Raw genomic sequence first — 22,143 nt, 5'->3', positions numbered from 1 at the left:
AATGAAAGACGTTCAACCCAAGGGCAGCCACTTTATTGACGGCGCTTACGTCGAAGACACCGCCGGCCGCGTCATCGAATGCGTCTATGCCGCAACGGGCGAGGTGGTGGCAAAGCTGCACTCGGCCACCCCCGCCGTGATCGCGCAGGCGCTGGAGTCGGCCCGGCGCGCGCAAAAGGAATGGGCCGCGGTGCCCCCGGTGGAGCGGGGCCGCGTGCTGCGCCGTGTCGCGGACCTGCTGCGCGAACGCAACGAGGCCCTGTCGGAGCTGGAGACGATCGACACCGGCAAGCCCATTCAGGAAACGCTGGTGGCGGATGCGACCAGCGGCGCGGATGCGCTGGAATATTACGGCGGCATCACCGCCTCGATCACCGGAGAGAGCGTGCCGTTGGGCGGTGACTTCGTCTATACGATCCGCGAACCGCTGGGGGTCTGCGTCGGCATCGGCGCGTGGAACTATCCGACCCAGATCGCCTGCTGGAAATCTGCGCCCGCGCTGGCCTGCGGCAATGCGATGGTGTTCAAACCATCCGAGGTCACGCCGCTGTGCGCGCTGAAGCTGGCCGAGATCTATATCGAGGCCGGTGCGCCTGCGGGTCTGTTCAACGTCGTCAACGGCTATGGCGACGTGGGCGCGGCGCTGGTGACCGACTCCCGCGTCGACAAGGTGTCGCTGACCGGATCGGTGCCGACGGGCCGCAAGGTCTATGCGGCGGCAGCGGAGGGCATTCGCCATGTCACGATGGAGCTGGGCGGAAAATCCCCGCTGATCGTGTTCGAGGATGCGGATATCGAAAACGCCGTGTCGGCCGCGATCAACGCCAACTTCTATTCCACAGGCCAGATCTGTTCCAACGGTACCCGCGTCTTTGTGCACGCGGACATTGCCGAGGCCTTTGCCGCGCGGCTGGTCGAGCGCACCAGGAAAGCGGTGATCGGTGACCCGCTGGACCCCGACACCAACATCGGGCCGATGGTCAGCGACACGCAGCGCGCCAAGGTGCTGGAATATATCGAGATCGGCAAGGCCGAGGGGGCGCGGCTGCTGATCGGCGGCGCCATCCCCGAGGGTCATGCCACCGGCAACTATATCGAGCCGACCGTTTTCGCGGATGTCACCGACGACATGCGCATCGCGGCTGAGGAGATCTTTGGCCCCGTCATGGCGCTGCTGACCTTCACCGACGAAGCAGAGGTGATCGCGCGGGCCAATGCCACGGAATTCGGACTGGCCGCCGGTGTTTTCACCAATGATATCAAACGCGGCCACCGCGTCGTCGCGCAGCTGGAGGCCGGCACCTGCTGGATCAACCAATACAACCTGACCCCGATCGAGGCCCCCTTTGGCGGTGTGAAACTGTCGGGTGTGGGCCGCGAAAACGCCCGTGCGGCGCTGGAACACTACAGCCAGGTCAAATCGGTCTACGTCGCCCTGAGCGACGTTGAATCGGCATTCTGAGAGGACACGACATGGAAGCGGATTTCGTCATCATCGGGTCAGGCTCGGCAGGATCGGTCATGGCCTCGCGGCTGTCGGAAGACGCGAAGAACAAGGTCATCGTGCTGGAATTCGGCGGGACCGATGCCGGGCCGTTCATCCAGATGCCGGCGGCCCTCAGCTATCCGATGAACATGAAGCGGTATGACTGGGGGTTTTCGTCGGAGCCCGAACCGGGCCTCGGCGGGCGCACTCTGGTCACGCCGCGCGGCAAGGTGGTGGGCGGGTCCTCCTCGATCAACGGGATGGTTTACGTGCGCGGCCACGCCCGCGACTTCGACCATTGGTCGGATCAGGGCGCGACCGGCTGGGCCTATGCCGACGTGCTGCCCTATTTCAAGCGGATGGAGCACTGGCACGACGGCGGGCACGGCGGCGACGCAGGGTGGCGCGGATCGAACGGCCCGCTGCATGTCACCCGTGGCCCGCGCAAGAACCCGCTGTTCCAGGCCTTTGTCGACGCCGGGGAGCAGGCGGGGTTCGAGCTGACGGACGATTACAACGGCGAAAAACAAGAGGGCTTTGGCCCGATGGAGCAGACGGTCTGGCGGGGGCGCCGCTGGTCCACCGCCAATGCCTATCTGAAACCCGCGCTGAAGCGCGACAACCTTGAAATGCTGCGCTGTTATGCCCGCAAGGTCGTGATCGAGGACGGCCGTGCCGTGGGCGTCGAGATCGAGCGCGGCGGCAAGATCGAAGTCGTGCGCGCGCGCCGCGAAGTGATCATCGCCGCAAGCTCGATCAACTCGCCCAAGCTGCTGATGTTGTCGGGCATCGGCCCGGCGGCCCACCTGGCGGACCACGGGATCGAGGTTGTCGCGGATCGCGCCGGGGTCGGGCAGAACCTTCAGGACCACCTGGAGCTGTATATCCAGCAGGCCAGCACCCAGCCCATCACGCTGTACAAGCACTGGAACCTTTGGGGCAAGGCGCTGGCCGGGGCGGAGTGGACCTTTTTCAAGAGCGGTCTCGGCAGCTCCAACCAGTTCGAAAGCGCCGCCTTCATCCGGTCGAAACCAGGTGTCGAATACCCGGACATCCAGTACCATTTCCTGCCGATCGCGGTGCGTTACGATGGCAAGGCCGCAGCCGAGGGGCATGGCTTTCAGGCCCATGTCGGGCCGATGCGGTCGAAATCGCGCGGTGCGATCACGCTGAACAGCGCCGACCCCAAGGATGCGCCGCGGATCTTGTTCAACTACATGTCGCATCCCGACGACTGGGCCGATTTCCGTCATTGCATCCGCACCACCCGCGAAATCTTTGGCCAGGCGGCCTTTGACCCGTACCGCGGCAAGGAAATCCTGCCCGGCAGCGATGTGCAGAGCGACGCGGCGCTGGATGCCCATATCCGTGAACACGCCGAAAGCGCCTATCACCCCTGCGGCACCTGCAAGATGGGGCGAGCAGATGATCCCACGGCGGTCGTGGACCCTGAATGCCGGGTGATCGGTGTCGAGGGGCTGCGGGTTGCCGACAGCTCGATCTTTCCGCGCATCACGAACGGCAACCTGAACGGGCCGTCGATCATGGTGGGGGAAAAGGCGTCGGATCACATCCTTGGCCGCGCGATGCTGGCACCGGAAAACGTCGAGCCGTGGATCAATCCGCGCTGGCGCGGCAGCGACCGCTAGGGCACCCGCCCCACGTGCTGCCGCTGCGCCCGGTGTCGTGCGGTGCGGCAGCACGGATCCCTCGGGTCCGCCAGTTGCGCAGGAAATGGGCGAACCCCCAGTAACCTATGGTGTTTTCGCCCCAGAGAGCAAAAACTTCCGCCGCCTGCATACAAGTCCTTTGATCTCTTAAAAGACTGTTCATAAATCGTCTGAAACATGACCGGGCGTCGGACCTTGGCGCCGACGCTGAAAGCAAGACGGCAGACAGGCACGTGACAGCACAACCACAAGCAGGGTTCCGGACAGCGCATGAGGGTCGCCACCACGTGCAGACCCAATATGCCGCACTGTGCTATCGCCTTATCAAGGGAAAACCCCGCATCCTGCTGATCACGTCGCGCGGGACGAAACGCTGGATCATCCCCAAGGGCTGGCCGATGCAGGGCAAACCCCCCGGCGCCGCCGCCTTGCAGGAAGCATATGAGGAAGCCGGCGTCGTCGGGCAGGTCAACGAAACTCCGCTGGGCATGTATTCCTACATCAAGTCGCTGTCGGACGGACGCGCCCTGCCCTGCGTCGGGGTTGTCTATGCCGTGAATGTGGACGCCATGAAAGGGCATTTCCCCGAAGAAGGCGAACGCCGCTTGAAATGGTTTTCGCGCAAGAAGGCCGCCCGCAAGGTCGAAGAGCCGGAGCTGGCACGCATCATCCGTGATTTCGATCCCGTGCAGGGATTGGCCTAGCACCCGGTCGGGACAGGATGAGCAGGGCTGCGGCCCCTGCTGCCCCCGGCCCTGCAACTGTGCGCACGCGTCGGGAAGATCAGGCAATCTTGCATCTGCCGCGCGCGTGATTATGTTTTGAACCACAAATTTGCCAACGGGTTTCCGATGATTCAGTTCACGCTGAAATGCGACTCCGACCACCGGTTCGACAGCTGGTTCCAGTCTTCCACCGCCTTTGACAAGCTGGCCGCCGCCGGCATGGTCAGTTGCTCCGTCTGCGGATCGGCCAAGGTCGACAAGGCGCTGATGGCGCCCCGCGTGAACACCCGCCAGAGCGCAGAAGCCGAGGGCGCGCCGACGCCAGCACCCACGCCCCCGGCACGCCCGCTGTCCGAACCTGCCAGCGACGCGGAACGCGCGATGGCGGATCTGCGGCGCAAGGTCGAAGCCAATGCGACCTATGTCGGCGGAAACTTTGCCCGCGAGGCACGCGCCATCCACGAGGGCGCCAGTCCGGGCCGCCCGATCTATGGCGAAGCACGGCCGGACGAAGCGCGCGCCCTGATCGAGGATGGCGTTCCGGTGATGCCCCTGCCCTTTACGCCCGGCCGCAAGACGAACTAGGCGCGGCGCGACGCGGCCCACCAGAGCCGGTCAGTATCAAGGAGAGACTGCTATGCATGTCGTGATCACAGGCGCAAGCCGGGGCATCGGGGCGGCCCTGGCCGCGCGCTATCGCGACCGGGGCGACCGTGTCACCGGCACGTCCACCGCCGGCGACGGTGCGAACCTGCTGGCGCTGGACGTAACGCAGCCTGACAGCATCTCCGCCTTTGCCAAGGCGGTCGACGCGCCGGTCGATCTGCTGATCTGCAACGCGGGCGTTTATCTGGACAAGGGACAAAGACTGGACGACGGCTTTGATGCGGCAACATGGGCCGACACGATGGCTGTAAACGTGGCGGGGCCCTTTCTGACCGTGCAGGCGTTGCTGCCGCAGCTGCGCGCCTCGGCGTTGGCGGGCAAGATCGCCATCCTGTCTTCGGCCATGGGCAGCCAGTCACGTGCGCCGGGTGGCAGCTATATCTACCGCGCATCCAAGGCGGCGGTGGCCAATGTCGGGCGCAACCTTGCCGCAGACCTGGCGGGCGAGGGTATCGCCGTCGGCATCTACCATCCCGGCTGGGTGCAGACCGACATGGGCGGCGCGGGGGCCGATATCGACACCGCCACCTCGACGGCGGGGCTGATCCGGCGCTTCGACGCGCTGTCCCTCTCGACCACGGGCTGTTTCGAGGCATGGGACGGCGCGCCGATCCCGTTCTGAAGCCGCCCCACCCCGCAAAAGCGCGCTTGCGCCGCGCCCCGTCCCCGCGTAAACCGCCGACGATCTGAAAGATAGGACTACGGGCGAAGGACCAGACATGCCTGTTCTCGTGATGAAATTCGGCGGGACCTCCGTCGCCAACCTTGATCGTATCCGGCGTGCTGCCAAGCGCGTGGGGGTCGAGGTCGCCAAGGGCTATGACGTGATCGTCATCGTCTCGGCCATGTCCGGCAAGACCAACGAACTGGTCGGCTGGGTGAACGAGACGTCGCCGATGTATGACGCGCGCGAATATGACGCCGTCGTCAGTTCGGGCGAAAACGTCACCGCCGGGTTGATGGCCCTGACGTTGCAGGAAATGGATATTCCGGCGCGCAGCTGGCAGGGCTGGCAGGTGCCGCTGAAGACCAACAGCGCGCATTCCTCGGCCCGGATCGAAGAGATCCCGAACGACAATATCAATGCCAAGTTCGCCGAAGGCATGAAGGTGGCCGTGGTCGCAGGCTTTCAGGGCGTCAGCCCCGAAGGGCGCATCACCACGCTGGGCCGGGGCGGATCGGACACCACCGCCGTCGCCTTTGCCGCGGCCTTTGATGCCGAGCGTTGCGATATCTACACGGATGTCGACGGCATCTACACCACCGATCCCCGCGTCGCGCCCAAGGCACGCAAGCTGGACAAGATCGCCTTCGAGGAAATGCTGGAGCTTGCCAGCCTCGGGGCCAAGGTTCTGCAGACCCGCTCGGTCGAGCTGGCGATGCGCTATAACGTGAAACTGCGCGTTCTTTCGAGTTTCGAGGAACCATCCGACACAGCCGGCACCCTTGTCTGTGCCGAGGAGGACATCATGGAATCCAACGTCGTCAACGGGATCGCCTATTCCCGCGAAGAAGCGAAGATGACCCTGATTTCGGTCGCCGACCGTCCGGGCATCGCCGCCAAGATCTTTGGCCCGCTGTCAGAGGCCGGCATCAACGTGGATATGATCATCCAGAACATCGCCGAGGAAGGTCGCACCGACATGACCTTTTCCTGCCCCACCGAACAGGTGAAGCGTGCCGAAAAGGCGCTGAACGAGGCGAAGGAACGCGGCGACATCAACTTTCACGACCTGGTCGCGGATACCAACGTGTGCAAGATTTCCGCCGTCGGCATCGGCATGCGGTCACAATCGGGTGTCGCGGCCAAGATGTTCAAGACCCTCTCGGACGAGGGCATCAACATCAAGGTGATCGCCACGTCCGAGATCAAGATTTCGGTTCTGATCGACCGCAAGTACATGGAGCTGGCCGTGCAGGCCCTGCATGACGCGTTCGAACTGGACAAGGCTGCCTGAGGCAAGGCCGCCTGAGGCACACGGGACGGGCCCGCTTGGCCCGCCCCGGTCGCTTTCGCGTTGAAAAAACAATTGATCCGGGGGTGCTGAGGCCCTGCGGATCAATGCCAGCCGGCCCCGCAGGGCATGGCCGCGCGCATCACCCGCGCCTCGGCCAAAATCCCCCCTGCGCGGTTCTGCCCGCCCCTGATCGCACAGATAGTCATTTCGCTTCGCGCTGGCCTGTGGTCTATTCACAGCCGTTGCGCAGGGTGGTCATATGATGCCGCCACCGGTGGCCAACAGATGGGGACAGGGGAACCCGACGGGATGAGCGACGCTTTTCAGACCGACAGCCGAAAGATGCTGGGCCGCCTGCGCGAAGTCATGGCAGAGCACGCGCAGGGCCAGGCGCGGCTGGATCGGATCACCCACCTGATCGCCGACTCGATGCAGACCGAGGTCTGTTCGGTCTACCTGTTCCGCGATGCCGAAACGCTTGAACTGTGCGCGACCGAAGGGTTGAAGCCGGAAGCCGTACACCAGACGCGGATGCGCCTGGGCGAAGGCCTGGTCGGTCGCGTCGCGCGCACCGGCCAGCAGATCAACACGGCCGACGCCCCGAAAGAGGCCGGTTTCCGTTACATGCCCGAGACGGGCGAGGAGATCTATTCGTCCTTTGGCGGTGTGCCGATCCAGCGGCTGGGCGAAACACTGGGCGTTCTGGTGGTTCAGTCGAAAACCGCCCGCAAATATTCCGACGACGAGATTTACGCGCTGGAAGTCGTCGCGATGGTGCTGGCGGAAATGACCGAATTGGGCGCCTTTATCGGGGACAGCGCCGCCCTGACCGCGCGCCACACCAAGCCCGTGATGTTTCGCGGGGCTTCGGGCCAGGAAGGATCGGCCGAGGGGCACGTCTGGCTGCACGAGCCGCGCGTCGTCATCACCAACCCCATCGCAGACGATCCTGTGCGCGAAAACGAACGCCTGCACGAGGCCGTCGACCAGCTGCGCGTGGGTGTCGATGCCATGTTGCAAGGGGCCTCGGATGGCGACGCCGAACAGCTCGAGGTGCTGGAAGCCTATCGGATGTTCGCCAACTCCAAGGGCTGGATGCGGCGCATGGAGGAAGATATCGCGCGCGGTCTGAGTGCCGAATCCGCCGTCGAAAAGGAACAGAACACCGCCCGGGCCCGCATGGCGACGGTGGCCGATCAATACCTGCGCGAACGCCTGCACGACCTGGACGACCTGTCGAACCGATTGCTGCGCATCCTGACCGGCCAAGGCAGCCAGACGGGCGCCGAACTGCCCGCCGATCCGATCCTGGTCGCGCGCAACATCGGCCCCGCCGAGTTGCTGGATTATGGGCGGTCGCTGCGCGGCATCGTGCTGGAACAGGGTTCGGTCGGCAGCCATGCCGCGATTGTCGCGCGGGCGCTGGCAATCCCGCTGGTGATCCACGCCACCAACATCACGACCGAGGCGCTGAACGGCGATCACATCATGGTCGACGGCGATCAGGGCATCGCCCACCTGCGCCCCGAGGATTCGATCGTCAGCGCGTTTCGTGACAAGATCGCGATGCAGGCCCAGGCGCAGGAGCGCTATGCCTCGATCCGCGAGGCCCCCTCGATCACTGCCTGCGGAACGCAGATGTCCCTGCAAATGAACGCCGGGCTGATGGCCGACCTGCCGTCGCTGGAAAGCTCCGGCGCGGATGGCGTGGGTCTGTTCCGAACCGAATTGCAGTTCCTGATCCGCAACCAGATGCCCAAACGCTCCGAATTGTCGGCGCTCTATAGCCACGTGCTCGACAATGCCATGGGCAAGCGCGTGGTGTTCCGCACCCTCGACATCGGGTCGGACAAGGTGCTGAGCTACATGAAGCCCAACGACGAGCCGAACCCCGCGCTCGGCTGGCGCGCGATCCGCGTCGGATTGGACAAGCCAGGCGTGATGCGGATGCAGTTGCAGGCCCTGCTGCGCGCCGCCAAGGGGCGCCCGTTGACGGTCATGTTCCCCTTTGTCGCGCAATACGAAGAATACCGCGCCGCCCGCGCCGAGATGGAAAAGGCGCTGGAACGCGAGCATATCCTGGGTCATCCGATCCCCGAGACACTGGAAATCGGCGCGATGCTGGAAACGCCGAGCCTGGCCTTTGCACCGAAATCGTTTTTCGAAGAAGTGCAGTTCCTGTCGATCGGTGGCAATGACCTGAAACAGTTCTTCTTTGCCGCGGATCGTGAAAACGAACGGGTGCGGCGGCGCTACGACACCCTGAACATCTCGTTCCTGACCTTCCTGCGCCAGATCGTCGAGCGGTGCGAAGAGACGGGAACGCCGCTGTCCTTCTGCGGAGAGGATGCCGGACGCCCGGTCGAGGCCGTTTGTCTGGCGGCCATGGGGCTGCGCACATTGTCCATGCGCCCCGCCTCGATCGGACCGGTGAAAAGCCTGTTGATGCGTGTCGATCTGGGACAGGTACGGCAGGTGATCGATGCCGCCGCCGCCCGTGGCGACCAGTCAGCCCGCCATGCCGTGATGGAATATTTACGCACGGCCCCCGCCGCAGACAGCCGCAGCTGACATCCCCCCGACCTGACGACAAGAGAGCCGAATGCCCCACCTGAATGACGTCGACGACAGTTTCGTCGCCACCCTGCATGACCTTCTGCCGGAGGCGGCCTTTCGCGACCCTGCCGCCTATGTCGAGGAACCGCGCGGCAGCTGGCGGGGCAAGGCGGGCGTTGTCGTCGCCCCCGGATCGACCGCCGAAGTCGCCGCCGTGATGCAGGCCGCCAATGCCGCGCGCATTGCCGTCGTGCCCTATGGCGGCGGCACCGGGCTGGTCGGCGGCCAGATCTTGCAGGACGGCCCCCTGCCCCTGATCCTGTCGATGGAACGGATGACGAAGATCCGCCATATCGACGCCTTCGAGAATGTGCTGATTGCCGAGGCCGGAGCCATCGTCGAGACCCTGCACCAGGCCGCCGAGGAGATTGATCGCCTGTTCCCCCTCAGCTTTGCGGCCCAGGGCTCGGCCCGGATCGGCGGCAGCCTCGGCACCAACGCGGGCGGGCTGAACGTGCTGCGCTACGGCAATACCCGCGATCTGTGTCTGGGGCTTGAGGTGGTGATGGCCGATGGCCGGGTGATGAACACCCTGACCCGGCTGCGCAAGGACAACACCGGCTACGATCTGCGCAACCTTATGATCGGCTCCGAGGGAACGCTGGGCGTGATCACCGCCGCCGCGCTGAAACTGTTTCCGCGTCCCGCCGCACGCGCCACCGCGCTGATGGTCGTCCCCTCGCCACAGGCCGCGCTGGAGCTGCTGGCCATGACGCGCGACCGTGCGGGCGAAAACATCTCGGCGTTCGAGCTGATCTCGGGCATGGGTCTGGAATTTCTGGCGCGCGAGCTGCCCGACCTCCGCCGGCCCTTCGACCCCGCCCCCGACTGGATGGTGCTGACCGAACTGGGCCTGGCGCGCGGCGGCCAACCCGAGGCGATGCTGGAGGCGATCTTTGAACAGGCGTTCGAGGCCGGACTGGTCAGCGACGGGATCGTCGCCCAGAACGCCGCCCAGGCCGCCGAATTGTGGAATGTGCGCGAAACCATCCCCGAGGCGAACCGGCTGACCGGCGCAATCGCCAGCCACGATATCTCGATCCCGATCACCAGCCTGCCGGCCTTCATCGAAGAGGGGCGCGCGAAGCTGGCAGAGATGGGACCGTACAGGCTGAACTGCTTTGGCCATCTGGGCGACGGCAACATGCACTATAATGTCTTCCCGCCCGAGGGCGAAAGCAAGGCCGACTACGCCGCACAAAAGGCCCCGGTGATGAAGATGATCCACGATCTGGTTGCCGCCTATGACGGCTCGATCAGTGCGGAACATGGCATCGGGCGACTGAAGGCGGCCGACCTGGCCCGCTATGGTGATCCGGTCAAGCTGGAGCTGATGCGCGGCATAAAGGACCTGTTCGATCCCAATGGCATCCTGAACCCCGGTGCCGTTCTGCTCTGACGGTGCAGGCGGTCGACCGGCAGGGGCGCGCTGCAATGACGCGCCCTGCCAAAGGGGGGGAAGGCAGGACGCGTCGGCAGATCGGGGTCGAACCGTTGCAAGCAGAAGCGGTACCCGACTGGCCCTCTTTCGATAGCGCGATCATCCTTAAGACAGGGTTTACAGCCCCTCGAATTCGCACAGCGCATGGACGTCCATGCCCATGCCCTCAAGCCGTGTGCGCCCGCCCAGTTCGGGCAGGTCGATGATGAAGGCGCATCCCATGATGGTGCCGCCCAGACGCTCGATCAGCTTGATACCCGCCTCGGCGGTCCCGCCGGTTGCCAGCAGGTCGTCGACCAGCAGAATGCGCTCGCCCCCCGCGATTGCATCTTCGTGGATCTCTACCGCCGCCTCTCCATACTCAAGCGTATAGCTCTCGCCCAGGGTCGGCCCCGGCAGCTTGCCCTTCTTGCGCACCGGCACGAAGCCGACGGAAAGCTGATGCGCAATGGCCCCGCCCAGGATAAAGCCGCGCGCCTCAAGGCCGACGACCTTGTCGATGCGCAGCCCGGCGTAGGGATGCAGCATCTGGTCCACCGCCAGGCGCAGGCCGCGCGGGTCGGCAAACAGCGTTGTCACATCGCGGAACAGGATCCCCTCGTGCGGGAAATCGGGGATGGTGCGGATGTAGTCCTTGACGGTTTTCACTCTCGTCTCCCTTGGGGGCAGTGTTGCGCCCCACTGTTGGCGCAACCACGCGTGCGGGGCAAGCACCTCAGCCCAGAACACGCCCCGCGACGGCGTCGAGTTTCCCCAGCACCACGGGGTCACGCCGCCCGGGCGCCGTCATGATGGCGAAATCCAGCGCCGTTGCGCACCCCGTGGCGCAGCCCGCACCTGCGATCATGCGCACCAGGTTGACCACGGTCGCGCGGGCATGGGCCGAATTTCCCTGCAACACCGCGATCACCGCCTGCACGTCGACATCATCGTGATCGGGATGCCAGCTGTCGTAATCGGTGACCATCGCGATGGTGGCATAGTGCATCTCGGCCTCGCGGGCCAGTTTCGCCTCGGGCATGTTGGTCATGCCGATCACGTCGCATCCCCATGCCTCGCGGTACATGCGGCTTTCGGCCAGGGTCGAGAACTGCGGCCCCTCCATCACCAGGTAGGTGCCGCCATCGTGCACCGTCACCCCAGCCTGCCGCGCAGCATCGCCCGCGGCGCGGGACAGACCATCGCAGATCGGATGCGCCATCGACACATGCGCCACGCAGCCCGACGAGAAAAAGCTCTTGTCCCGGTTCACGGTCCTGTCGATATACTGATCGACCATGACGAAATGCCCCGGTGCCATCTCGTCTCGGAACGACCCGCAGGCGGACAACGACAGGACATGCGTCACGCCCAGCCGCTTGAGCGCATCGATATTGGCGCGGTAGGGCACATCTGTCGGACTATGCACATGCCCGCGCCCGTGCCGCGGCAGAAAGGCCAGCGCGACGCCGTGCAGGCGCCCCGTGAGGATCTGGTCGGAGGGAGCGCCCCAGGGCGTCTGCACATCGCGCCACTGTGCATCTTCCAGCCCGTCTATGTCGTAGATCCCCGATCCGCCGATTACGCCCAGCATGATCTCGGTCATGATGCCCCCTTGTTCGCCGTGTTCGCGCCCGCCGGCCCGGGCCTAGTGTGTCCGAGTCTAGTGTGTCCGGGCCTAGTGTGTCCGTTCCCAGTCCGTCCGGGCCTGATGTGTCCTGCCCTGTGTGACGCGCCCGGCACCTCGCTGCAATCCTGTGCTGACGCTCTGAACGCCTGGCGGGCCAAAATCCCACGCCCCCTGGTGATTTGCCCGGCATATGGCCCATTGGCTTGCCGCACAGGGGTAAACAGGCTAGGCCCGGCACAAATCTCTGAACATTCGCACTCGGAAGGGTCCAATGCCCAAAGCCATCTTCGCGGCCTTTGCCAATCGTATTGCCATGCCGGACCTGCGCCTGGCCCCAACAGAAACCGGTCTGTCCGCCGCGCGGATCCGGATCGAGGTGCTGTCCGGCCTGACAGTCGCACTGGCCCTGGTGCCCGAAGCCGTCGCCTTTGCCTTCGTGGCCGGGGTCAATCCGCTGGTCGGGCTGTACGCCGCCTTCATCATCGGGCTGATCACCGCCATCCTGGGCGGCCGTCCGGGCATGATCTCGGGTGCGACGGGTGCCATCGCGGTGGTCATCGTGGCGCTTGTCACGCAGTACGGGGCGGAATACCTGTTCGCCGCCGTGGTGTTGATGGGACTGATCCAGATCTTCGTCGGCTTCATGCGGTGGGGCAAGTTCATCCGCCTGGTGCCGCATCCGGTGATGCTGGGCTTTGTCAACGGGCTGGCCATCGTGATCTTTCTGGCGCAACTCAGCCAGTTCAAGGTGCCCGGCACGACCGAAGCCGCCGGCCACGGCGCCGGTGGTGGCGAATGGCTGTCGGGCGGCCCGATGGCATTGATGCTGGGTCTTGTTGCGCTGACCATGTTCATCGTCTGGGGCATGCCCAAGCTGACCAAGGTGATCCCCGCCCCGCTGGCCGGGATCGGCATCACCGCCATTCTGGTCATCGTGCTGGGCCTTGATGTGCCGCGCGTCGGTGACATGGCATCGATCAACGGTGGCCTGCCTGCGTTCCACATTCCCATGGTCCCCTTCACCTGGGAAACGTTTCAGATCATCCTGCCGTATTCCATCATCATGGCGATGGTCGGACTGATCGAATCCCTGCTGACGCTGAACCTGGTGGGTGAAATGACCGGCCAGCGCGGCGGCGCCAGCCAGGAATGCGTGGCCCAGGGCACGGCCAACGTCGTGACCGGCGTCTTTGGCGGCATGGGTGGCTGTGCCATGATCGGGCAGTCGATGATCAACGTGAAATCGGGCGGGCGCACACGCATCGCCGGGATCGCAGCGGCATTGTTCCTGCTCAGCTTCATCCTGTTCGCCGCGCCGTTGATCGAACAGATCCCGCTGGCGGCGCTGGTCGGGGTGATGTTCATGGTGGTGATCGGCACCTTCGCGTGGAATTCGTTCAAGATCCTGGCAAAGGTACCGATGACGGATGCCGTCGTGATCGTGCTGGTGACCGTCGTCACCGTCATGACCGATCTTGCCACTGCGGTTGTCATCGGTGTCATCGTCTCGGCGCTGGCCTATGCCTGGAACAACGCGCGCCGCATCTACGCCAACACCTATGTCTCGGATCAGGGCGCCAAGGTCTACCAGATCAACGGCCCGCTGTTCTTCGGCTCCTCCGACGGCTTTGCCGAGCTTTTCAAGGTCGAGACCGACCCAGAACTGGTGATCGTCGATTTCCAGATGAGCCGTGTCGTCGACCAGTCAGCCCTGCAAGCCATCGAGGCGGTCGCGGGCAAGTACGAAGCGGCGGGCAAGAAGATCCAGCTGCGTCACCTCAGCCGGGACTGCCACCGCCTGCTGAAAAAGGCCGGGCACCTCGTCGTCGACAGCAACGACGACCCCGATTACGAGCTGGCCGTGGATTACCATGTGCGCACCGGTATCCTGGGCAGTCACTGACGCGGGTCACTGACGCGGGTCACTGAGGCCAGCTGCTGAGGCCAGTCAATGACGCAGACGCCTATCGCAACGCAAAAGGGCCGGCCCGCAGCACGCGGACCGGCCCTTTTCACATCAGGCGCCCCTGTCAGCTCTGTCCGGGTCGGTTCAGCGAAAAGAGCTCGGTCACCGCGGTATAATCGCGATATCCCAGACGCGACAAAGGGTTGTAGGTCGTGATATCGAAAATCCCGTCGACCAGGCAATTGTCGCGCAGGTAGATGCCGGTGACCTCGCCCAGAACCAGGATGTTCTGATCGCCCTTGAGGGGAATGATCTGCGTCATGCGGCATTCCAGCGCCGCCGGGGCCGCGGCCACGCGTGCGCAGTCGATGGTCTGGCATTCGGCCTTTTCCAGCCCGGCCACGGCGAATTCGTCCTCGCCCGCCGGCAGGCTGGCTGAGCTGGCATTCATCGCGTCGCGCAGGGCATATTCCACGATATTGACGCAGAAGACACCGCTATCGCGGATGTTCGAGACGCTGTCCTTGCCCTCTGCACGGTCAGGCTTGCTGGCCAGCGACGAAAACATCACCTGCGGCGGCGTATCGGCAATGGCATTGAAAAAGGAATAGGGCGCAAGGTTGTCCCGTCCGTCGCTGTCGCGCGTCGAGATCCAGCCAATCGGTCGTGGCGTGACAATCGCCTTGAATGGATTATGTGGCAGTCCGTGACCATCTTCCGGCTTGTAGAACATCTGTGCCTCCTTCGGTTTGATGCTGGTCTAAACGCGTGGTAGTGGCGTTTCCACCTGAAATGCGGAATGGCGGCTTATGTTTACCCTGACCCCCGAAAGCAGCGACGACTGGTGGGAGGTCGAGGCGCTGTACGATTTGTGTTTCGCGCCAGGGCGCACCGCGCTGAGTTCCTATCGGTTGCGTGATGATGTGCCCCCCGTAGCGGGCCTCAGCCATGTCGCGCGGGATCGGCAGGGAATTCTGGCGGGCGCGATCCGCTATTGGCCGGTTCGCGTGGGCGGAGACGAGGCGCTGCTTCTCGGGCCCGTTGCGGTGCACCCGACCCACCAGGGTGAGGGGTTGGGCGGGCTGCTGATCAACGCCTCGCTGCGCAGCGCCACCGAAAGCGGCTGGCAGCGGGTGATGCTGGTTGGCGATGCGCCCTATTACAGCCGTTTCGGGTTTTCGCGCCTCAGCGGCGTGGACATGCCGCCGCCCACCAACCCCGATCGCATCCTGGCGCTGGAGCTGGTCGAGGGTGCCTGGACCGGCGTCAAAGGGCCAGTTACCCGCGCCATCTGACCCCGCCCCTTGTGAGCACGCGGGCTTTTGCGGAAACTGTCGCCACCAGGGGCATCGGCAGTCGTGAATGATCCCCTTTTCCCGCCCCCCTGCCACCCCATCTATGACGGGAGGCCGCACCGGAGAGACCCATGCCCAAGGATACCCCCCTTCCCCCCGACGTCACCGCCGAGATCGAGGTTCTGGCGCGCCGGTACCGGCGCGCAGGTGGACCGGGCCTGCAGGTGCTGACCCTGCTGGGCGGCAAGGCCGAAGGGCTGCTGAACCGCCTGCCCGAAGCCGTGCGCAACCGCCTGGACGGGGCGACCGAGCTGGCGCTCGACACCGCGATCCGCGCCGCGGAAAGCTCGCGCGGGTTGGTGAAGGATCAACCCGGCTGGCTGAACCTGGCGGTGACGACCGGGCTGGGGGCGGCCGGAGGCGTGGGCGGCTTGCCAACGGCGCTGGCGGAGCTGCCGGTAACCACGACATTGCTGCTGCGCACGATCCAGGGGGTGGCGGCCGAACACGGCTTTGACCCCGCCGAGCGGAATGTGCAGTTCGATTCCATCCAGGTCTTTGCCTCGGCCGGGCCGCTGGGGCACGACGACGGCGCCGACATGGGGTTTCTCGCCAGCCGCATGACGCTGACCGGGGCCACGGTGCACGGGTTGATTGCACGCGTGGCGCCCCGCCTGGCCACCGTGATGGGACAGAAGCTTGCGGCGCAGACCGTGCCGCTGCTGGGGGCCGCGGCGGGGGCGGCGACGAACTATGCCTACACCAGCTATTACCAACAGATGGCGCAGGTGCATTTCGGGATGCGTCGGCTGGCGATAGAGGCAGACGTGGCCCAGGAGGACCTGCTGGAGGCGCTGCGCGCCGAGGTGACGAAGAAGCCGATCCGAAAGGTGTGAGTGCCGGCGGGGCGCTGCCCCCTTGAGGCCTGACGGCCTCAATTCCCCCGGGGTATTTCCGGCCAGATGACAGGGAGGCGCGTGGCCGGCGATCAGCCCGGGTCGCGCAGGGTCCGGGGTTGCAGGACGATGATCGTCGGCCTGGAAGGCAGGCTGCGCAGGGAGATCATGAGTTCGTTGGTGTCGCGGCGTTCGATCGCGAAACTGTCCGAGGTTTCCTCAAGAAACCAGTTCAGGCTGGATCCGTTGAACCAGTGCATCGGCAGGACGATACTGCTTTTCAGCCGCTCGACCACGCGCACCATCGTCGGGGTGTCGAGGGTCATGCCCCCGTCGACCGGCACCATCAGCACATCGAGCCGCCCGATGGCGGCATATTGGGCGTCGTTGGGTTCGTGGTGGAGGTGGCCAAGGTGACCGATGCACAGGCCCTCGACTTCGAAGATGAAGATCGAGTTGCCGTTGTCTTCGCGGCCGCCGAGCGCGGAGCGGATATCGGTGGGGACGTTGCGCACCAGAAGGTCGCCCAGTTCGAGGTGGTGGTCCGCCGGCTGTCCGAAGGTATCGGACCAACCGCGCAGGACATGCGGGATTGCGGGATCCGGCGCCCGTGTCCAATGGCTGGAATGGGCGTGGTTCATCGTGACGACGTCCGGGAGGAAATCCGCCGTGCCGATGAAGCCGGGGAAATCCGTCACCGCCGAGACACCTGCCGGGGTTTGCAGCAGGAACGCCGAATGGGTCAGGTAGCTGATGCGGACCGTGTAATCGGGCAACGGATCGCGAAAGCTGGCCTGGTGGACGTAGGACAGGCCCGGTGCCGTCTGCGCGATGGCGATGCAATGGCTGGGACGGCCCTGCGCGAGGGCGAGAGCCGGGACGTGCAGGACAGCAAGGGCAAGCAGGATGCGGATCATCGGCGGGTCCTCCTGGCGGCCATGGTAGCAGGGCCGGACCGGATCCGGGGATCACGGCCGCGTGAGGTCGCGCTCCGAGGCGGCAATTGCCGCGAAAATGGTCAGCCCGGCCAATATCAGCCCGCGTCGGTGCGCCCGCGCCGATCCATGCGCAGCGCGGCATAGAGAACATGGGTCCGCCAGCGTCCGTTGATTTGCAGATAGCTTTGCGCCACGCCTTCGTACTTGAAGCCGCAGCTTTCCAGCAGGCGCCGCGAGGGGGTGTTTTCCGGCAGGCAGGCGGCCTCGATCCGGCTCAGATCCATGCGATGGAAGGCGTGGTGCACCACCGCCGAGATCGCTTCGCGCATGTAGCCTTGTCTCGCATGGCGTTCGGCCACCCAGTAGCCCAGCGTGCCGGACAGGCTGGGGCCACGGCGGATATTGTCCAGCGTGATCGCCCCCAGCAGCGCCTCGTCTCCGCGACGTTCCAGAAACAGCGGCAACGCCGTGCCGCCGGTGATGGCGCGCTGTGCCCAGTAGACCCGGTTGGTGAAGCTGCGGCGTGACAGGTGGTCGGCGGCCCAGGTCGGTTCCCATGGTGTCAGGAAGTCGATGCTGGACTGGCGCAATTCGACCCAGTGCCGGTAGTCCGGGTGTGCGGGCGGGCGGAGCGTCATGCGCTCCGTCTCGACCCGGATCCTGCGCCGGCCTCGCAACATCACGCTGCCGTCATGCGGCGCGGCGGGCCGACAGCCCCGCGAAATCGGGCGCCTCGGCGACCGGGCCATACAGCGCCAGCGCCATCGGCGCACGGGCGGCCATCTGTTCGGCGTGGCGGCGCAGATCCTCGGCGGTGACGGAATCGATGCGCTCGACGACCTCCTCGAGGGGCGGCACGCGGCCCCAGATCTCGATCATGCGGGCCAGGCGCTCGGCGCGGCTGGACGCGCCTTCCAGCCCCATCAGCATACCGGCCTTCATCTGGGCGCGGGCCCGGGCGATTTCCGCCGCGCTGAACCCGTCGGCGGCGCGGTGCATCTCTTCCAGGATCAGCGTCGTCAGCTCGTGCACCTTGTCGCCGCTGGTGCCGGCGTAGATCGTCGTCATGCCACTGTCGGCAAAGGCTCCTGCCTGGGCAAAGACCGTGTAGCAGAGGCCGCGTTTTTCGCGGATCTCCTGGAACAGGCGAGACGACATGCCCCCCCCGAGGGCCGCGGAATAGATCTGGCCCGTGTAGGCGTCGGGGTGGCGATAATCCGGGCTCTCAAAGCCGAAGACGACATGCGCCTGTTCCAGCGTCTTGATATTGCGGATCTCTCCGCCGACGAAATTCGCACGGATCAGCTCTGGCTGGCCGTGGGCCGTCATGTCGCCGAACAACCGCTCGGCCATTTCCACGATCTGGCCGTGATCGACCGCGCCCGCCGCCGACAGGATCATCTGGCCGGGGCCATAGTGTTCGCGCACGAAGCCGGCAAGATCATCACGAGAGAAGGTCTTCACCCGCTCCTCCGGGCCCAGGATGGTGCGTCCCAGCGGTTGCTCGGGGTAGGCGCGTTCCTGCAACCAGTCGAAGACCACGTCATCCGGGGTGTCCAGGGCCTGCCCGATCTCGGACAGGATGACGCCGCGCTCGACCTCGATCTCTCTGGGATCAAAGATCGAGTCGCGCAGGATATCCGCGATCACTTCCAGCGCCAGCGGCACGTCGCTCTGCAAGACGCGGGCGTAATAGGCGGTGACTTCGCGGCTGGTATAGGCGTTGATATAGCCGCCCACATCTTCGATCACCTCGGCGATATCGAGGGCCGAGCGGCTGCGCGTGCCCTTGAACGCCATATGTTCCAGAAAGTGTGCAATGCCGTTCTGTTCGGGGCGCTCGTGACGGCCCCCGGCACTGACCCAGATCCCGATGGAGGCAGATTGCAGCCCCGGCATATGCTCGGACACAATGCGGAAACCATTGCTCAGCGTGGTCAGTTCGACACTCATGCAGATCTCCTTTCGCGGATCAACGCTTCGATCTGGTCAAGGTCGTTGGCCACGCGGGTGACGCGCTCCTCGCGCTCGAACAGATCGGCCATACGCGGTGGCAGGGCGGGGCGCTGGCCACTCGCCGCCTCGACCGCGTCGGGAAATTTCGCCGGATGCGCCGTTGCCAGCGTCACCATCGGCACGTCGGGCGCGCGCAACTCGCGTGCCACCTTGACCGCGACGGCGCTGTGCGGGCACAGCAGTTCGCCGGTCAGCCCCAGCATGTCGCGGATCGTCTCGCGGGTTTCGTCCTCGGAACAGCGGCCCGAGGCGAACAGCTCCTGCAGATGCTGCAAGGCCCCCTGCGGCACGGTGAACCCGCCCGCCTTCATCTCCGCCATCAGCTGCGACACGGCGGCGCCATCGCGCCCGAGGGCATCGAACAGCGCCCGTTCGAAATTCGAGCTGACCTGGATATCCATCGACGGGCTGATCGAGGGCGTCACGCCATCGGGGCGGTATTCGCCCGTGCTCAGGCAACGGTGCAGGATGTCGTTCTGGTTGGTCGCCACGATCAGCTTGTCGATCGGCAGGCCCATGCGGCGCGCGATATACCCGGCAAAGATGTCACCGAAATTGCCGGTCGGCACGGTAAAGCTGATCTTGCGATCCGGCGCGCCAAGGCTGACGGCGGACGTGAAATAATACACCACCTGCGCCAGGACCCGCGCCCAGTTGATGCTGTTCACCCCGGCAAGGCCAACGTCGTCGCGGAAATCGAAGTGGTTGAACATGTCCTTCACGCGGGCCTGGCAATCGTCGAAATCGCCATCCATCGCCAGCGCATGCACGTTTTCGTCGGCGGGCGTCGTCATCTGACGGCGCTGAACCTCGGACACCCGGCCATGCGGGAACAGGATGAACACGTCGACATTATCAAGGCCGCGAAAGGCGTCGATCGCGGCTGACCCGGTATCGCCCGAGGTCGCACCGACGATGGTCACGCGGCGACCGTTCTTTTGCAGGGCGGTCTGGAACAGCTGACCGATCAGCTGCATCGCGAAATCCTTGAAGGCCAGTGTCGGCCCGTGGAACAGTTCCAGCAGAAAGTGGTTCGGTTCCAGCTGTACCAACGGCGCACGGGCAGCGTGCCCGAAGCCCGTGTAGGCGCGCGCGATGCAGGCGCGGAACTCATCCTGCGAAAACGTCTCGCCCAGGTAGGGCCACATGATGCGAAAGGCGCATTCCTCGTAGGACAAACCGCCAAGGGCGCGGATGTCCTGCGCGCTCATCACCGGAATTTCAGCCGGAACATACAGACCGCCGTCGCGGGCCAGCCCGGTCAGCATTGCATCCTCGAACGTCAGTTCGGGGGCCTGCCCCCTTGTCGAGATATACTTCACGCCAATTCGCCCTTTCCCTGTTTGCCCATGCGATAAATCAAACCACCCGACATGACCAGCCATATGGCGGCCAGCGCGAACCATGTGATCGCATATCCCTTGTGATCATTGGGGATTCCGTCCGTTCCGACCGGGGCCAACATCAGCGCCCCCGCCTGCCCTGCCGCGTCGCGGCGCACCACCAGCACCGGCTCGGTGTTCAGGACAGCCGCCATTTCCGGCACGTCACGGGCATAGAACAGACCGGTTGCCAGGTCAGGATCGGGGGTAAAGCTGTCTTTTTCGTCGGGCCACAGCAGGTTGCCGGAAATCTCTGTCTCAGCTGCCGGCGCGGCGGGGATCGGTGCGCCCTGCGGGATGAACCCGCGATCGACCATCACCCGACGCGTACCCGACGCAAAGCCCTGAACTAGGTGATAGCCCGCGCCGTACCCCTCCTGCGCCGACTGGATGCGCAGGACGGGCCCGGCGAACTGTCCCTTCAGCGCGACGGCCAGGTACTTGTCCGCCTCGGGGTCTGGCGCGTCTGGCAGCGCCACGGGCGCGGCCGCGATGCGGCCCTCGATCTGCGCAAGCACCCCCTCTTTCCAGTGAAGGCGCCGCACCTGCCATGTGCCCAGGGCCACCAGCACCGCGAATCCAGCCACCGCAAAGACGATCACCCCGATCAACCTGCCGCGCATCTATCCCCCATTTCATTGGAAAGAGGCGCGGTTGATGCCCGCGCCTCTGTCTTGTTGCATATATATAGCACCGCCCGCGCCCGCCACCAGAGGGAGGGGCGACGCGGGGTGTCAGGCGCCCCAGATATAGATCGAGGCGAACAGGAACAGCCAGACCACGTCGACGAAGTGCCAGTACCAGGCCGCCGCCTCGAACCCGACGTGGTTCTCCGGGGTAAAGTGGCCGGCATGGACCCGCAGCAGGCAAACCAGCAGGAAGATCGTGCCGATAAAGACGTGCACGCCGTGAAACCCGGTCGCCATGAAGAAGGTCGCGCCATAGATGTTGCCCCCAAAGCCGAAGGCCGCGTGGCTGTATTCGTACAGTTGGAACACCGTGAACAGCGCGCCCAGCAGGATCGCGATCAGCAGCCCGGCCTTGATGTCCTTGCGGTTGTCCTCATGCACCAGGGCATGGTGCGCCCAGGTCGCAGCGGCCCCCGAACACAGCAGGATCAGCGTGTTGATCAGCGGCAGGTGCCAGGGGTCGAACACCTCGATCCCCACGGGCGGCCAGACACCATCCACCGCCGGGCTTTCCGGGCCCATCGGATAGATCGCATGCTTGAAGAAGGTCCAGAACCATGCCGAAAAGAACATGACCTCGGACATGATGAACAGGATGAAGCCATAGCGCAGGCCGATCCGCACCACCGGCGTGTGATCGCCCGCCTTGTTCTCCAGCACCGTTTCGCGCCACCAGCCAAACATGGTGTAGAGCACCGCGATCAGCCCCAGCAGGAACATCCACGGGCCGGAGTCGTGCATCCACAGCACCGCGCCGTAAAGCATGATGAACGCCCCGACCGACCCGATGAACGGGTAAATCGACGGTGTCAGGATATGGTAGTCGTGGTTCTTTTCGTGTGCCATCTCG

Annotated in this window: 20 protein-coding genes; 11 read left to right on the top strand and 9 right to left on the bottom strand. The window is 64.9% G+C overall.

All coding sequences use genetic code 11. The features are described 5' to 3' along the window. Nucleotide 1 precedes the first annotated feature (1 nt). From betB to DL237_RS04985, 8 genes are all read left to right on the top strand, one after another. On the top strand, nucleotides 2–1,462 hold the full coding sequence (gene betB / locus DL237_RS05020) for a betaine-aldehyde dehydrogenase (RefSeq protein WP_119397927.1): 1,461 nt from the start codon (nucleotides 2–4) through the stop codon (nucleotides 1,460–1,462). 11 nt (nucleotides 1,463–1,473) lie between these two features. After that, a complete protein-coding gene (betA, locus tag DL237_RS05015) occupies nucleotides 1,474–3,135 on the top strand; it encodes a choline dehydrogenase (protein WP_119397926.1) in 1,662 nt (553 codons plus the stop codon). Between the two features lie 254 nt (nucleotides 3,136–3,389). Next, nucleotides 3,390–3,860 (top strand): NUDIX hydrolase, encoded by a 471-nt coding sequence (locus DL237_RS05010; protein ID WP_119397925.1) that lies wholly within the window; start codon nucleotides 3,390–3,392, stop codon nucleotides 3,858–3,860. Between the two features lie 147 nt (nucleotides 3,861–4,007). After that, the gene (locus DL237_RS05005) at nucleotides 4,008–4,466 is read left to right on the top strand and encodes a DUF1178 family protein (RefSeq protein ID WP_119397984.1); all 459 of its coding nucleotides are present in this window, start codon (nucleotides 4,008–4,010) and stop codon (nucleotides 4,464–4,466) included. 52 nt (nucleotides 4,467–4,518) lie between these two features. Then, a complete protein-coding gene (locus DL237_RS05000; protein ID WP_119397924.1) occupies nucleotides 4,519–5,169 on the top strand; it encodes an SDR family NAD(P)-dependent oxidoreductase in 651 nt (216 codons plus the stop codon). A 97-nt stretch (nucleotides 5,170–5,266) separates the two neighbouring features. Next, nucleotides 5,267–6,505: an aspartate kinase gene (locus DL237_RS04995; RefSeq protein ID WP_119397923.1), complete on the top strand. Its 1,239-nt coding sequence runs from the start codon at nucleotides 5,267–5,269 to the stop codon at nucleotides 6,503–6,505. A 309-nt stretch (nucleotides 6,506–6,814) separates the two neighbouring features. Next, nucleotides 6,815–9,076, top strand: a complete 2,262-nt coding sequence (gene ptsP, locus DL237_RS04990; RefSeq protein WP_119397983.1) for a phosphoenolpyruvate--protein phosphotransferase — start codon at nucleotides 6,815–6,817, stop codon at nucleotides 9,074–9,076. A gap of 31 nt (nucleotides 9,077–9,107) precedes the next feature. Beyond that, nucleotides 9,108–10,520 (top strand): FAD-binding oxidoreductase, encoded by a 1,413-nt coding sequence (locus DL237_RS04985; protein WP_119397922.1) that lies wholly within the window; start codon nucleotides 9,108–9,110, stop codon nucleotides 10,518–10,520. Nucleotides 10,521–10,679: 159 nt separating this feature from the next. On the opposite strand, the gene DL237_RS04980 is transcribed toward DL237_RS04985, so the two are convergent. Both DL237_RS04980 and DL237_RS04975 read right to left on the bottom strand, forming a co-directional pair. Then, nucleotides 10,680–11,210, bottom strand: coding sequence for an adenine phosphoribosyltransferase (locus DL237_RS04980; RefSeq protein WP_199671982.1), 531 nt, complete (start codon nucleotides 11,208–11,210; stop codon nucleotides 10,680–10,682). Nucleotides 11,211–11,277: 67 nt separating this feature from the next. Then, entirely contained in the window at nucleotides 11,278–12,147 is an 870-nt protein-coding gene (locus DL237_RS04975) for an S-methyl-5'-thioadenosine phosphorylase (RefSeq protein ID WP_119397921.1), read from the bottom strand. 295 nt (nucleotides 12,148–12,442) lie between these two features. Between DL237_RS04975 and DL237_RS04970 the strand changes: the two genes are divergently transcribed. After that, a complete protein-coding gene (locus tag DL237_RS04970) occupies nucleotides 12,443–14,074 on the top strand; it encodes a SulP family inorganic anion transporter (protein WP_119397920.1) in 1,632 nt (543 codons plus the stop codon). Nucleotides 14,075–14,201: 127 nt separating this feature from the next. Here the strand turns inward: DL237_RS04970 and DL237_RS04965 are convergent, their stop codons facing one another. Further along, nucleotides 14,202–14,810 carry a flavin reductase family protein gene (locus DL237_RS04965; protein ID WP_119397919.1) on the bottom strand — a complete coding sequence of 203 codons (609 nt, stop codon included), beginning with the start codon at nucleotides 14,808–14,810 and terminating at the stop codon, nucleotides 14,202–14,204. 76 nt (nucleotides 14,811–14,886) lie between these two features. Here DL237_RS04965 and DL237_RS04960 point away from each other — a divergent pair, with 76 nt between their 5' ends. Together DL237_RS04960 and DL237_RS04955 are read left to right on the top strand one after the other, a co-directional pair. Then, the gene (locus tag DL237_RS04960; protein WP_119397918.1) at nucleotides 14,887–15,372 is read left to right on the top strand and encodes a GNAT family N-acetyltransferase; all 486 of its coding nucleotides are present in this window, start codon (nucleotides 14,887–14,889) and stop codon (nucleotides 15,370–15,372) included. A 131-nt stretch (nucleotides 15,373–15,503) separates the two neighbouring features. After that, the gene (locus DL237_RS04955) at nucleotides 15,504–16,268 is read left to right on the top strand and encodes an EcsC family protein (protein WP_119397917.1); all 765 of its coding nucleotides are present in this window, start codon (nucleotides 15,504–15,506) and stop codon (nucleotides 16,266–16,268) included. A gap of 92 nt (nucleotides 16,269–16,360) precedes the next feature. On the opposite strand, the gene DL237_RS04950 is transcribed toward DL237_RS04955, so the two are convergent. The 6 genes from DL237_RS04950 to DL237_RS04925 all read right to left on the bottom strand — a co-directional run bounded on the left by DL237_RS04950 (nucleotide 16,361) and on the right by DL237_RS04925 (nucleotide 22,139). Further along, nucleotides 16,361–17,185, bottom strand: a complete 825-nt coding sequence (locus tag DL237_RS04950) for an MBL fold metallo-hydrolase (protein ID WP_119397916.1) — start codon at nucleotides 17,183–17,185, stop codon at nucleotides 16,361–16,363. Nucleotides 17,186–17,301: 116 nt separating this feature from the next. Next, a complete protein-coding gene (locus DL237_RS04945) occupies nucleotides 17,302–17,886 on the bottom strand; it encodes a GNAT family N-acetyltransferase (protein ID WP_119397915.1) in 585 nt (194 codons plus the stop codon). A 10-nt stretch (nucleotides 17,887–17,896) separates the two neighbouring features. Then, a complete protein-coding gene (locus DL237_RS04940; RefSeq protein WP_119397914.1) occupies nucleotides 17,897–19,159 on the bottom strand; it encodes a M16 family metallopeptidase in 1,263 nt (420 codons plus the stop codon). Next, on the bottom strand, nucleotides 19,156–20,544 hold the full coding sequence (gene thrC, locus DL237_RS04935) for a threonine synthase (protein WP_119397913.1): 1,389 nt from the start codon (nucleotides 20,542–20,544) through the stop codon (nucleotides 19,156–19,158). Before thrC ends, DL237_RS04940 begins: the two co-directional genes overlap by 4 nt. Then, nucleotides 20,541–21,227 carry an SURF1 family protein gene (locus DL237_RS04930; protein WP_119397912.1) on the bottom strand — a complete coding sequence of 229 codons (687 nt, stop codon included), beginning with the start codon at nucleotides 21,225–21,227 and terminating at the stop codon, nucleotides 20,541–20,543. The genes thrC and DL237_RS04930 overlap by 4 nt, the downstream gene beginning before the upstream one ends. Nucleotides 21,228–21,338: 111 nt before the next feature. Next, on the bottom strand, nucleotides 21,339–22,139 hold the full coding sequence (locus DL237_RS04925) for a cytochrome c oxidase subunit 3 (RefSeq protein WP_119397911.1): 801 nt from the start codon (nucleotides 22,137–22,139) through the stop codon (nucleotides 21,339–21,341). Nucleotides 22,140–22,143: the final 4 nt, after the last annotated feature.

This window comes from Pseudooceanicola sediminis (assembly GCF_003575965.1).
GTDB classification, from domain to species: Bacteria; Pseudomonadota; Alphaproteobacteria; order Rhodobacterales; family Rhodobacteraceae; genus Pseudooceanicola; species Pseudooceanicola sediminis.
The sequence above is the reverse complement of the archived record's forward strand: the minus strand, read 5'-3'. Positions and strand labels throughout refer to the sequence as shown.